Below are 13,236 nucleotides of genomic sequence, written 5' to 3'. Positions count from 1 at the left end.
ACACTCAAATGATGAATAAAATACTGATGGTACATCCTTCAGACAATGTAATGGTTGCGCTTACTGATTTGGAGGCCAACGAAACCATTAGCTACGAAGGGTCCTTTTATACACCAATTGAAAATATAAATGCCAAACATAAATTTGCTCTTTCAGATTTCAATGAGGGAGATGAAATACAAATGTATGGCGTACTCGTCGGTAAAGCGACGAAAGAAATTAAAAGAGGGCAAGCAATTACGACATCAAATGTAAAACATGCTGCCAATGAAGTTAAAGTAGGAGAAAGAAAAACAGCATGGGGAAAACCTGATGTTTCTGCTTTTCAACATAGAACCTTCCAAGGGTATCACAGAAGTGATGGGCAGATCGGTACTCAAAATGTCTGGCTTGTTGTTCCTCTGGTTTTCTGTGAAAATAGAAACGTACTTGCTGCCAAAGAAATTTTGGAAGAAAAACTAGGCTACAGCAAAGGACGAGATTATGAGTTGGACATTGATCGACTCATTTCTAAAAGTCAGTCTGGAGCAACAGCCTCAGACTTACTCACAGAAGACATTCTCGTTCCTACAAAAGAGGCTACGAAAGAGCGCGTATTTAAAAATGTTGATGGCATCAAGTTTTTGCTTCACGATGGTGGCTGTGGAGGGATCAGGCAAGATTCAGACACTTTATGTCAACTTTTAGCCGGTTATCTGAATAACCCCAATGTGGCTGGAGCAACATTCTTAAGCCTTGGCTGTCAGAATGCTCAAGTAGAAATTTTGCAAGATGCTATTTTCAAAATGAATCCTGAGCTTGATAAACCACTCTTTTTTGTAGAACAACAAAAAAGTAATTCTGAAGGAGAATTCATTGCTGACATTGTCACCAAAACAATGGCTGGACTAGTTGAAGCAAACAAAATAGAACGAAAAGAAGCGCCTATTTCAGCACTCCGATTAGGCTTGGAATGTGGTGGCTCGGATGGCTTTTCTGGGATTTCTGCAAACCCAGTCATGGGTTATGTCTCAGATATGCTAGTGACTTTAGGTGCTACGCCAATTCTTGCCGAATTCCCTGAATTGAACGGTGTGGAACAAAGCCTTACAGATCGTTGTGTTACACAAACCGATGCAGAAAGATTTGTAGAATTGATGGCAATATACAAGAAAAGAGCTGAGGCTGTCGGGTCTGGTTTTGATGCCAATCCTTCTCCAGGAAATATCAAAGATGGCTTAATTACAGATGCCATGAAATCTGCAGGAGCAGCCAAAAAAGGAGGATCATCTCCAATTGTCGGAGTTTTGGATTATACTGAGCAAATCAAAAATAAAGGTTTAAACCTTCTTTGCACTCCCGGAAATGATGTAGAATCAACCACTGCATTAGCAGGTTCTGGAGCTACACTTATCACTTTCAGTACAGGACTTGGAACGCCTACAGGAAATCCGATTACACCCGTTATCAAAGTGGCTTCAAACTCCATTTTAGCTGAACGCATGAAAGATATCATAGACTTTGATACAGGGGCTGTAGTAAGAGGTGAAAACAGTATAGCAGAAAAAGCCGCAGAAATGTTGGACTACCTACTGGCTGTTGCAAGTGGGAAGGCTGAAACAAATGCAATGCGATTAAGACAAGATGATTTTATTCCATGGAAAAGAGGGATTTCATTGTAGTCACTAAAAAAAGATCAACATGAAACTTACTAGAGAAAATATAACCGTTCCTGCAAAACCAATTCGAATTGTTCAGTTTGGTGAAGGAAACTTTCTAAGAGCATTCATCAATTGGATGATTCAAGAGATGAATGAAAAGGCAAATTTTGATGCTGGAGTAGCTGTTGTTCAACCTATTCCTCAAGGCTTGGGTGAATTGGTTAATGCACAAGATGGCTTATATCACCTATACCTGAAAGGCATTGAGAAAGGTGAGCTAATCAATAAAAGGCAACTGATTGATTGTATTCAAAAAGTCATTAATCCATATGAAAACTACCAAGATTATTTGGACTTAGCCAAAGAAGATAGTCTTCAATTTGTATTTTCAAATACTACTGAAGCAGGTATTTCATACAATGAAAATGATACTTTAGAGCACATACAAAACAGTTTTCCTACCAAGCTTACTGCTTTGCTTTACCAAAGATTCTCACACTTCAATGGAGATGAGAAAAAGGGCCTCACAATTCTCCCTTGTGAGCTGATTGATAAAAATGGTCAGACCTTAAAAGAAATCATTTTAAAACACGCCACAGATTGGGAGCTTTCAGCAGCATTCAAATCTTGGATAAACTCAGCTTGTACGTTTTACAATACACTCGTAGACCGTATTGTGCCTGGTTTTCCTAAAGATAGAATTGAAGAAATTCATGAGGAATTAGGCTATGAAGATCAATTGGTTGTTGAAGGTGAACAGTTCCATCTTTTTGTCATTGAAGGTGATTCAAAAATCAAAGACATTTTACCTACGGAAGAAGTTGGCCTCAATGTAATTGTAACTAACAACCAAGCTCCTTACCGAAGCAGAAAAGTTAGAATTCTGAATGGAGCCCATACTTGCTTAGTACCCTTAGGATTACTTTCAGGATTGGAAACCGTGAAAGAAGGCGTAGATGATAAAGAAGTAGGAAGCTTTTTAGAAAGCATTATCAAAAATGAAATTGTACCTTCTTTACCTGCTTCAGAAGGCATTGAAGAATTTGCAAATGATGTACTCGATCGTTTCCGAAATCCGTTTATCAAACATTATTTGAAGAGTATTTCACTCAATTCATTCCCAAAATTCAATACTAGAGTTTTGCCATCCATAGTAAGCTTTCATCAAAAAAATGGGAGCTTTCCACAAGGCATTTTGACTTCTTTTGCCTCATTAATTAAACTCTACGATCCGAAGAATCTGAAAGAATTCAAGCCGCAAGACAATCAAGAAATCATTGATCTTTTAGCGAATCTTTGGGCTGATTTCTATATCAACGGAAGTACAGATTTTGAAATAATTATTGAAGGAGTGCTATCGGCAACTTATATCTGGGGACAGAATTTGAATGAATTGGAAGGGCTACAAATACAACTTTCTCAAAACTTGAAACAGATTCACAATGAAGGAATTTCAAGCCTAATCGAAGAAAAATTCAGTTTATCTTAATTAATATTCAGTTGTAGTTTACAATTAAAGGGACTTTATAGTCCCTTTTTTATTTTATTTTTTTTCAACTTAATAAATGGAGCTATATTTTGATATATAACTATACTGTTCTTAGAGTTACTCTAAGAATTCATAGATGAGAGAGGGAGTCTTCAGACTCGAATAAACTTCCAAAAAGTCGAGTCTGAAAACTCTAATTCCCATTTTTTAATTCGAAGATCACTTCGTTAACTCTACAAATAGAATGCTCTCTTTCATTTGTTAAGTAATTACAAACTTATCTAGTTAGTCGAAGAAGAAATATTTCATCACACAATATCTTTGATTTAGTACATGATTAAAAAACTTTTTACAGCTAGTTTTTATGCATTCATAGCATTTAGTGTTCTCTCATATCTCTCTGTGATGTTTTCATTATTGAAATCTGTTGGAGACCCTTCATTAAAACCAGTTGCAAATATTGGCTTTCCATTCAAATACTATTATCAGTTTTGGCTCAGAGGTTCGGATTCTCCAAATTGTGGATGGGTGATTGAAAACTTTACTCTGGATATAATCATAATATGGTCTGTAACACTTGTCATATACTTTAGATTGAAAAAGAAAATTGTTTAACTTCAATGTGATATGATTGATCTTAAAACTTTAAATTAGTCGTAAAATGCAATTGTAGAGATTAAAAACTTATAATGTTCAATTCAAATTTGAAGAAAGGAAATAAAAGACTATTTCAATCACATCAATAAACGAAACAAACTTACTGTGAATATTTTTTCTTATCATTTAGTGAAAATTCCTTTTTTAGATGCTATCAAACATATCGCATCAAATCCTATTTCTACACAAGTAAAAGGACTGATTCACGCTGAGTATATGACGGCTATGACACTCGGTTCGCCCATTTTTTCAACTTCAAGAATTTTGATAGGGGAAGTGGCTGTTTTTATGCAATGGGAGAATGAAACAGCACTTGAAAATTATTTGAAATTGGATTCATTCGGTAAAGTTTTAGCCAATGCTTGGCATGTTCGTTTATCATTTCTGAGAGTATGGGGAAAATATACAGGATTCAAAATACCTGACGCTGAAGATCTATTAGGAGATTCAACTTCAGCAGTAGTTGCCATAACAATTGCAAGAATGAAACCGCTGGCAATTCCAAGGTTTATTCATTGGGGAAGACCTGTTGAAAAACTAGTAAGAGACCATCCTGGAAGTTTATTTTCATTGGCTTCCATTAAATTTCCAAATACAGTTTCTACATTTTCAATTTGGAAAACAGAAAAAGAAATGACGGATATGGTTCATGGACATAGTCAAGTCAGTCAACCAAAAAGACATTCTGAAGCCATGAAAGAAAGACAAAGAAAAAACTTCCACTTTGAATTCACTACGCTTCGCTTTAAGCCTTTATCTGAGTATGGTAAATGGAATGGTCAATCTGATATCATTCCAAACACAATTGAGATATTGTAATGATGAATCTAGCGCAAAGAAAACAATATATTCAAGATTGGATCACACAACAATGGGTCATTCTTTTCGGAAAGAGGATTGATAAATCTGAACACAAATGGCTTCTAGGTCCTTTTGGAAAGACAAATGGAATTGGTCATAAGTTTATTGACCAATTAGCTAAAGATGAGTGTTTGGTTAGATCTAATCATAAAAAAGATAATGGACTACTTGAATCAATTGAAGAGCTAAACTTATCAGACGAAGAATTAAAATCTTTATCAGATGATGTAATTGATTTCTACCTGAATACATCTAACTATGGCCTCAAATTACAAGTAAAATGGAATCCGATTTTTAAGTTATTCAGCACTATAGTAAGTGTTCTATTTAGCAAAAGAATAGAACAACTAAATATCCCTACTCAAAACATAAAAGATTCCGAGGGCTTGACTAATGAAATCATAAAACTAGTAGATACTAAAACTAAAGAAGTTAAAAGAACAATTTGGCTACGATCATTTAAATCCTCAGACCAAATAGTTTACGCAGGTGTTTATGAAACATGTACTTTACCATCTGGAAAGACATGTATTAAAGCTATTTTTCCTTTGCCAAACGGAAATGCTACAGTGATTTTAACACCCAAAATAGGAAGTAATGGAGAACTCATATTGGATTCCTCTGGACAAAAACTTGGTGATAATGGATTTTACTTTTTACTAAAAGATTCAGAAAATCAATTGTGGGCTAAGTTCATCAAATCATTCACAGATAAGTTAGTTGTAAGAAGTCAAAATGGGAAAATCACAGCAACACAAACTATGAATTTATGGAATTTGAAGGTGCTCAAATTTGAGTATGAAATCAATAAACTAACACACTGAAGATTGAACTCAATCGTTCTTTAGAGATAAATAACACTTAAATTAAAAACTTAGGTTATGAGATATACTATTTTATTGCTAATGCTAGTCAATCTTCAATTTGGCTTTTGCCAAGAAGCTGTCATGAGGCCCCTTGAAGAACTTATCAATACAGAGGAACCTGGATGGAATTTAGTACAAGCTTGGATGAAAGAAGCAAAAAATAAGATTGAAATTTTGCCAAAAGACTCCTCAAAAGCAAATCAATCATTATTCAATACACAAGTTACTACTCGTTCGCCTATGGGTGCTATCGTTTATGAAACAGGAGGAATAATCGTAGATCATGGTTGGATAAGAATTTTAGGTTCAGGTTCTGAGAAGTTAAAAAGGAGCTTACCTGCTTGGAATAAAGGAAAGTCATTTAAAGAATATGGAGAATTAATGTCCTTCCTTCTTATTGCTGATGATGCAATTGGTGGCTTGTTTGCCGTCAATGGTGGTGGATTTGGACAACAGGACTTAGGTTCAATATATTATCTTGCTCCAGAAACACTAAACTGGGAACCTCTTGGAATAGGGTATTCAGATTTTATTTACTGGGCTTTTACAGGAGACATTGCTGACTTTTACAAAGGTTTAAGATGGGCAAATTGGAAAGAAGAAGTATCAGAAATGAGTGCAGATGAAGGAATAAATTTCTTTCCATATCTTTGGGTTCAGTATGATGACTTAGAAAAACTTAGTCGTAAAGCAGTCCCAATGCAAGAAATTTGGGATTTCCATATGGATATGAGAACTCAATTATTAAATAATTAAGTAGTAATATGCTGCATTTAGTTAGAAATAGAAACTTCTGTAAAAGAAAAAACATATCAAACTTCACACTTTATGAAAGTTCTTTTTTGTCTTTTAACATCATTTTTTTCAATTCATGCTTTTGCACAAGAAAATAAACTTGAACTGATAAAGTCGAGAGTAGCGAATGAAAACGATTTTGTATACTCCAACACGATCAATGAAATAATTGAAGGTGAAAAATGGGGCTTTCACTCTGGAAAAATTGGAATTCCTTATGCATCTTCATCCTTAGCCAATCAAGGAAGTAACAATTATACTATCAATAACATTTTCGATTTGGATTTAAGAACGGCTTGGATTGAGGGTGACTCCAATGATGGTATTGGACATTTTATTTCATTTGAATTTGACTTTAGCGAAAAGTATAACGGATTTGGTAAACCTTATAATTTTTATGGAATCATAGAAGTTTTCAATGGCTATTGTAAATCTGAAAAACATTGGAAGGAAAATTCTAGAGTTAAACAATTACAAGTTTCTTTAAATGAAAAACCAATATGTCTAATTGAACTAGAAGATACATGGCAATATCAAAGGGTTGATATACGAAAATTCTTTAAGGACAATTACTATTTCCCAGATGCACCTTATGTGATAAGTCATGGTGATGTTATCGCTTTTAGAATTATGGAAATATATGAAGGTGACAAATATAAAGACACCGCAATTTCTGAATTTGTTTATGATAGTCCTCCAAATTAGTTATTACCGAAAACATATTATCTCACAAAGCATTACATCATGCTATTCAACTAAAACGCTAACGAATGAAGAGTATAATACTTCTAGTTCTTATATTTTTTTCCTCATGTAAAATAGATTCTTCTACTGAATTCTATTCAGATTTTTATTGGTATGAACATTATCCTCTGCAAGGTTTAAACAAGCTTCATAACAAAACTCATTGTAGTTATACTGTATCGTATGAAGACTCAGTTGTAAGACTTAGGTTAAATGATAAAAAGCTTAATGAATTCCATCAAAATGATTCATTACAACCAATGCATTTTTTTGAATTTGACTTATACGACTCCACCTCTACTTTACAAGGATATCAGAATGCTGTGTTTTTAGTGAAAAGTAAAAATATTAAAGTTCAGAATTCTATTTTTCGAATTGATTGCTATAAATCTAGATTAGGTGCTATGGACGGAGTAACAACCTTGTTTTATAACAAAGAATTGGGCTGCTTAGCATTTTACTTAGATTCACACTTCTCATTAATTTTGAATCAAAAAAACCATAACAATAAACTTGACTTGATACATAAGAAAGTAGTAGAAAAACTATTGGCTGAGAAGATGTATCTAAAAGAAATTGAACAAATTCAAAATCAATAAATCATCCATATCTTAAAATCAAAAAAGACCATTCAAAGAACGGTCTTTTTTAGTTTTCAAATGTGTAAATAGTTTATTCACCTTGACCTAATGAGAAGCCTCTCTTTCCGTCAAAAGAATAAAGATTTTCTGTCTTGATCACGTCAAAATTATTCATGTGGAGTTTATGAAGTAGGATGATTACCTGCTCAAAATCTGTAGCAGGGTAATCAGGGTTCTTTGCACTAAAATCCGCTTCAGTAGATACAAATCTACACCTCCAATGATCTGTGCAGTATGTCTCCTTTTGTCCATTAGGATATACCTTCACTCCTCGATTGGTGATCATTTTAAGTTTCAATTTCAAATCCTCCAATTTACTTAGAGTATCTCCAAGTTCTTGAGGGTCTGTACCACTCCAATCTAAGAAGACATCAACACCTACTAATTCCTTTTTCTGTTCTCTTCTTTTGTAATCTATTGTTTTTATCGAACCTTCACCTAATGTAAAGGTACTTTCAACAAGTTTTTCAGGCTTTTTCCCTAGATTTTGAATAACTACATCTGCAAAGTCACTGGTAGACAATTTACGTTTACTTAGCCCTTCTCTATAGATATCAGCGGTATGTAATCCTTGCTCTAGAGTATATAACCAGGCATTTCTAATTTTATCTGCTGTTTCTTTTTGACCGATATGAGCTAACATCATTGATGCCGCATTCAACAAACCAGAAGGGTTAGCAATACCAAGACCAGCTATATCTGGTGCCGAACCATGGATAGCTTCAAACATAGCTACATTACTACCAATATTTGCAGAGCCTGCCATTCCTACTGAACCTGCTATCTCTGCTGCAATATCTGAAATAATATCCCCATACAGATTTGAAGTGACAACCACATCATAATCCTGAGGGCGATTTGCTAATCTTGCAGAACCAATGTCTATAATCTGAGATTCTGCTTTAATTTCTGGGTATTTCTTAGCAACCTCATCAAAAACCTCGTGGAAAAGACCATCTGTAAGCTTCATGATGTTGTCTTTAACCATACAAGTCACTTTCTTTCTTCCATAAGCTTTAGCGTACTCGAAGGCATAGTTGATAATTCGCTCACAACCTGGTCTCGTTATAAGCTTCAAACATTGTACAACATCTTGTGTTTGTCTGTGTTCGATTCCAGCGTAAAGATCTTCCTCATTTTCACGAATGATCACCACATCCATCTCAGGATGATTGGTCGCTACAAATGGATGAAGGGAAAGTACAGGGCGAACATTTGCATAAAGACCTAGTGATTTACGCAATGTTACGTTTAAACTTTTGTAGCCTTTACCTTGAGGTGTAGTAATTGGAGCTTTAAGAATAATACCCGCATCTGAAATAGTCTTCCAAGATGAATCTGTAATACCAGCAGAATTTCCTGAGAGGTAAACCTGCTCACCTAGATCGATATATTCTGGCTCAATTTGAGCACCCGCTTTTTCAAGAATTTTCAAAGTTGCATTCATGATTTCGGGGCCTATGCCATCTCCAATAGCTACAGGTACTTTAGTTTTCAGGTTTGTGTTTGAAGAATTTTCAAACTTGAGGTTTTGCTCTATCATATTCTAAGTGTTTATTTACTCAGACTCAAATTAGCAGAACTTTGTTCATATATTTTTATTTATTATTTATATGTCGTACATAAATTATTTTTATACTTAAAGTGCAAATTATAATAATTAGAAGGCGTGATAAGTAGATGCTCAAACAAGCAATCTTTGTATTTTCATATAAAAATGAAATTGGAAGATCACAATTCTTGAAAAAATATTAAAACTTAAAGTATTTGATAGCGTAGAAAACACATGTAAAATGTATGGATTATTAGAATAAAAGAAGACAACTTAGGAATGAAAAAATTAACTAGAAGACAATTTATTAAAGGCGGAAGTTTAGCCTCTTTAGGTCTATTAGTATTAGATGCCTTCTGGATTGAACATTTTTTCATTGAGTGGAATACCTTTAATATTTCAAACTCAAAAGATACACCCATTCGGCTTCTTCAAATTTCAGATCTACATCTAAAAACGATCAAGTATCAGCACAAGAGACTTGCAAAGAAAATCAATGAGAATAAACCCGATCTATTATTTTTCACAGGAGACTCAATAGACCATAATGATAATCTGATGCTTTTTGATGAATTTCTCGGACTTATTAGTGAAGATATTCCAAAGTATGCCATTACTGGAAATTGGGAATATTGGGGAGATGTGAATTTAGAAGAATTGAAAACTATCTACCATAAAAATAATTGCAAGCTTTTAATAAATGAACATGAAACGATTCAACTTTATGAACGTAAAATCTCAATAATTGGAGTGGATGATTATGTTGGTGGTGATCCAAACTTGAGAGATGCAATTGAAGGTATAACAGACTCTGATTATAATATTGTTTTAGCACATTGCCCAGGGTACAAAGAAGTAATACAAAAATATGCTTCAAGATTAAAAACCGATTTGGTATTATCTGGTCATACTCATGGCGGACAGTTGTCATTTTTCGGATTTGTTCCTTTTAAACCTCAAGGGAGTGGTCATTATTTGAAAGGGTGGTATACAAAATCTGAACCTAAAATGTATGTTTCCAAAGGGATAGGGACAAGTATATTACCAATTAGGTTTGGAGCTCGTTCTGAGCTAGTAGAAATACTAATCTAAGGTGTAATAATATATATCTAAACATTATTTTCTCACTAATATAGATGGACATCATCAAATCAAAACTTAACTAAAAGTTGAAGAATATGATGATATCAAAAACATCACGATCCGATGTATAATAACATAATTCCTAGCATAATTCCTGAAAGGGCAATAAGCTTTCTAAACAAATTCTTTTCTTTGTAAAGAAGAAAACCTCCAAAAAATGCGATTACAACACTCCCTCGTCTTGCTGTAGATACCACTGAAATCAGTGCATCAGGATCACTTAATGCTTTGAAATACAGAAAGTCAGAAAATAGTAGAGTCAAACCAATGGCAGGAATACTCCACCTCCACTGAAAAGGGCTATACTGGTCTTTTTTAGGATACCACAATAAAAGGTTGAGCGGTAATAAAAATAGTAATTGATAAATCGTGAAATAAGCCTGTATTTCTTTAGGGTCATAGATTCTGCATAAATACTTATCATACAGACCACTACATGCACCCAAAAGCGTGGCTACGATTATGAGTCCAATCCATTTATTAGTCTTAAAATCTATTCCTTCAACCTTTCCTACTATTGAAAAATAATAGAAAGCTACCAATGTAATCCCAATCCCAAATAACTGTAGAGCTGAAGGAACTTCGTGATAAATAAAAATAGCACCTATTAAAGTCCAGAGTGGTCCTGTTGCTCGAATGGGAGTTACAATAGTTAGTGGCAAATGTTTTATGGCAAAAAAAGCACAAATCCATGAGCCAAGAACCAAGACCGTTTTTAGCATAATCAGAAATTGGACATTCCAACCACTGAAAGGGATAAAAATGCCTGTCGTTTCAACCAATTGTGGATTTGTAAATGACAACACGATAAAAGGTAAAACCACAATTGATGCAGCCAATGATGAAAATAATAGAACAGGCAAAACTGCATTATTATTTAGAGAGACTTTTTTTAGCACATCATAAACACCTAATCCTGCTGCTGAAAAAATTGAAAGTAAGACCCACATAATCGTATTGACTCCAAAGTTTGTTTATTTCCTTCTTTTAGTTGAAGAATAGTATCATTCAAAATTAAATATTATTCATCATCCAGGTATCTAATTCTCAATTAATATCAATCAATACGTCTGAAATACTAGTCCGATCGGATATTTCAATTGAACACAAACCTTTAAAAAAGTGAGAATTGACTGAGATGGTTTCTACTTTATAGAAGTTTAGCTAGTAATCTCATCTTATAATTATCATAATATTCTTAAATTTTAAGATAATAGCCCGTTAAGTTAATTTGAGTGAATTTTAAATATATTATTTCAACGCACAGCGCATCAGCAACATATAATTCTAAAATGACTTAAATCAACAAATCATCTACTTATAACTTCTCTAAATCAATTCTAAAATCTGAGCAACATCATTAGAATAAGCCTATATTTTTTCAAATATTTGCAAAATAATTAAACTCTAGATATTCGGGAATCGGTAAAGGAGAGCTTTGAAATACAATAGTAAACTACTCGAAAACAAGAAAAAAAGCTTCTAAAAATCCACGAATACTGTATCAACTTAAACTTACAAAAGATTATTAATCATGACAGGGCAAATGAGAAACCGTTGGCTTATTGCAGCCTCAGCAGTTGGTATTCACACATCAATTGGAGCTGTATATGCTTACAGTGTTTTGAAAGCACCACTACTGAAAGAAGTTGGATGGGCATTTAAAGAGACAGCATGGGCATTCAGTATTGTCATCATTTGTATGGCGCTATCAGCAGCCTTTCTTGGTCGAATGGTAGAGCGTATTGGACCAAGAAAAAGTAGTTTTCTAGCAGCAGCTTTCTATGGCGCTGGTTTTATGATTGCAGGACTTTCTGTTGAATTGGAAAACCTTTACTTATTCTTCTTAGGATATGGTGTAATTGGAGGTATTGGTATGGGGATTGGTTACATCAGCCCTGTAGCCACTTTAGTTAAATGGTTTCCCGACAGAAGAGGCTTGGCAACTGGGTTAGCAATAATGGGTTTTGGATTTGGATCGTTGGTTGCCAGTAATATGTTACAGTACTTCATGTCTGTACTTAACATACCATACACGCTATATCTGATTGGTGCAATTTACTTGACAGTAATGGTAATTTCAGCTCAATATCTTGCTCCACCACCAGAAGGTTGGGCGCCAAAAGGTTTTGAAGCGGAAGATAATAAAGAAGGTTCTTCAAAAGCTAAACAAGACTTAGCACAACTAACTTCTATTGAAGCTCTGAAAACAAAACGTTTTTACTACTTGTGGGTAATGTTTTTCATTACGATTACTTGCGGTATCGCTATTATCTCAGTAGCTGCTCCCCTATCTCAAGATGTTGCAGGACTTGGTGTAAAGGCTGCTGCTACCATGGTTGGTACGATGGGGCTAATTAATGGATTAGGACGTATCGGTTGGGCCAGTTTTTCAGATATGGTAGGTCGACCAGTAACTTATACGATATTCTTTATAATTCAAGCAGTTGCATTTATGTTACTTCCTCAAGCAACTGATCCGTGGTTCTTCCAATTACTTATCTTCGTAATCATCTCTTGTTATGGTGGTGTTTTTGCAACTATCCCTGCATACATCGGAGATATTTTTGGTACTAAAAACCTTTCAGCAATCCATGGAAATTCTTTAACGGCTAAAGCTGCCGCTGGTCTTGTTGGACCACAATTGGCTGCTTATGTAAAGGATTTAACTGGAAGCTATACTGATACAATGTACATTTTCTCAGGGCTATTTGTAATTGCAATCATTGTTTCAATCATGGCAATTATCAATATCAATAAGATTCGTAAAGAAAACTTGAGAGAGAGCGAAAATGATTATTTAAAACAAATGGCTTAGGTAATCTTCATTGATAAAATCTGTAGAGAG

12 protein-coding genes are annotated in these 13,236 nt (G+C 34.4%); 10 read left to right on the top strand and 2 right to left on the bottom strand.

Annotated features, from left to right (window positions below):
* Positions 1-8: 8 nt before the first annotated feature.
* The 8 genes from BC781_RS22065 (at position 9) to BC781_RS22030 (ending at position 7,651) form a co-directional block, all read left to right on the top strand.
* Positions 9-1,661: a UxaA family hydrolase gene (locus BC781_RS22065; RefSeq protein ID WP_109622048.1), complete on the top strand. Its 1,653-nt coding sequence runs from the start codon at positions 9-11 to the stop codon at positions 1,659-1,661.
* 19 nt (positions 1,662-1,680) lie between these two features.
* Complete coding sequence (locus tag BC781_RS22060; RefSeq protein WP_109622046.1) at positions 1,681-3,129, top strand: tagaturonate reductase; 1,449 nt, start codon at positions 1,681-1,683, stop codon at positions 3,127-3,129.
* Positions 3,130-3,462: 333 nt separating this feature from the next.
* Positions 3,463-3,744 (top strand): hypothetical protein, encoded by a 282-nt coding sequence (locus tag BC781_RS22055; RefSeq protein WP_109622044.1) that lies wholly within the window; start codon positions 3,463-3,465, stop codon positions 3,742-3,744.
* A gap of 147 nt (positions 3,745-3,891) precedes the next feature.
* The gene (locus BC781_RS22050) at positions 3,892-4,605 is read left to right on the top strand and encodes a hypothetical protein (RefSeq protein ID WP_109622042.1); all 714 of its coding nucleotides are present in this window, start codon (positions 3,892-3,894) and stop codon (positions 4,603-4,605) included.
* On the top strand, positions 4,605-5,471 hold the full coding sequence (locus BC781_RS22045) for a phasin family protein (RefSeq protein ID WP_245935647.1): 867 nt from the start codon (positions 4,605-4,607) through the stop codon (positions 5,469-5,471). The genes BC781_RS22050 and BC781_RS22045 overlap by 1 nt, the downstream gene beginning before the upstream one ends.
* A gap of 57 nt (positions 5,472-5,528) precedes the next feature.
* Positions 5,529-6,269, top strand: a complete 741-nt coding sequence (locus tag BC781_RS22040; RefSeq protein WP_211323937.1) for a DUF2625 domain-containing protein — start codon at positions 5,529-5,531, stop codon at positions 6,267-6,269.
* A 72-nt stretch (positions 6,270-6,341) separates the two neighbouring features.
* The gene (locus BC781_RS22035; protein WP_109622039.1) at positions 6,342-7,013 is read left to right on the top strand and encodes an NADase-type glycan-binding domain-containing protein; all 672 of its coding nucleotides are present in this window, start codon (positions 6,342-6,344) and stop codon (positions 7,011-7,013) included.
* Positions 7,014-7,078: 65 nt separating this feature from the next.
* Positions 7,079-7,651, top strand: coding sequence for a hypothetical protein (locus BC781_RS22030; protein ID WP_109622036.1), 573 nt, complete (start codon positions 7,079-7,081; stop codon positions 7,649-7,651).
* Between the two features lie 73 nt (positions 7,652-7,724).
* Here BC781_RS22030 and BC781_RS22025 read toward each other — a convergent pair whose 3' ends face one another.
* Positions 7,725-9,236, bottom strand: coding sequence for an NADP-dependent isocitrate dehydrogenase (locus tag BC781_RS22025; RefSeq protein WP_109622034.1), 1,512 nt, complete (start codon positions 9,234-9,236; stop codon positions 7,725-7,727).
* A gap of 288 nt (positions 9,237-9,524) precedes the next feature.
* On the opposite strand from BC781_RS22025, the gene BC781_RS22020 reads away from it, so the two are divergent.
* Positions 9,525-10,337, top strand: coding sequence for a metallophosphoesterase (locus BC781_RS22020; RefSeq protein ID WP_109622032.1), 813 nt, complete (start codon positions 9,525-9,527; stop codon positions 10,335-10,337).
* A gap of 104 nt (positions 10,338-10,441) precedes the next feature.
* On the opposite strand, the gene BC781_RS22015 is transcribed toward BC781_RS22020, so the two are convergent.
* Positions 10,442-11,338: a DMT family transporter gene (locus BC781_RS22015; RefSeq protein ID WP_109622030.1), complete on the bottom strand. Its 897-nt coding sequence runs from the start codon at positions 11,336-11,338 to the stop codon at positions 10,442-10,444.
* A gap of 584 nt (positions 11,339-11,922) precedes the next feature.
* Here BC781_RS22015 and BC781_RS22010 point away from each other — a divergent pair.
* Positions 11,923-13,206 carry an L-lactate MFS transporter gene (locus BC781_RS22010; protein WP_109622028.1) on the top strand — a complete coding sequence of 428 codons (1,284 nt, stop codon included), beginning with the start codon at positions 11,923-11,925 and terminating at the stop codon, positions 13,204-13,206.
* Positions 13,207-13,236: the final 30 nt, after the last annotated feature.

Origin of the sequence: Sediminitomix flava (assembly GCF_003149185.1) — a bacterium.
In the GTDB taxonomy this organism is placed as follows: Bacteria; Bacteroidota; Bacteroidia; order Cytophagales; family Flammeovirgaceae; genus Sediminitomix; species Sediminitomix flava.
The sequence above is the reverse complement of the archived record's forward strand: the minus strand, read 5'-3'. Positions and strand labels throughout refer to the sequence as shown.